The 254-nt window shown below is 62.2% G+C and carries 1 protein-coding gene; it reads left to right on the forward strand.

Annotated elements, in window-relative coordinates; translation table 11 throughout:
• Positions 1–254, forward strand: a 254-nt coding sequence (locus HWX25_RS33860; RefSeq protein WP_279610162.1) for a hypothetical protein, incomplete at both ends; no start/stop codon positions are given.

Genomic DNA, 254 nt, shown 5'->3' on the forward strand with positions numbered 1-254 from the left:
GAGGTCGACAGCGAAGCCACCGTGCTATCGGTTGAGCTGAAGCCCGTGGACAACGAGTTGATGCCGGTCGAAGTCGAGGTGGACAGGGAGCTGATCGAGCTGGTTGCCGACGAGAGGCCGGTCGACGTAGAGGTCGACAGCGAAGCCACCGTGCTATCGGTTGAGCTGAAGCCCGTGGACAACGAGTTGATGCCGGTCGAAGTCGAGGTGGACAGGGAGCTGATCGAGCTGGTTGCCGACGAGAGGCCGGTCGA

The organism is Burkholderia sp. BCC1640, from assembly GCF_902833125.1.
In the GTDB taxonomy this organism is placed as follows: domain Bacteria; phylum Pseudomonadota; class Gammaproteobacteria; order Burkholderiales; family Burkholderiaceae; genus Burkholderia; species Burkholderia diffusa.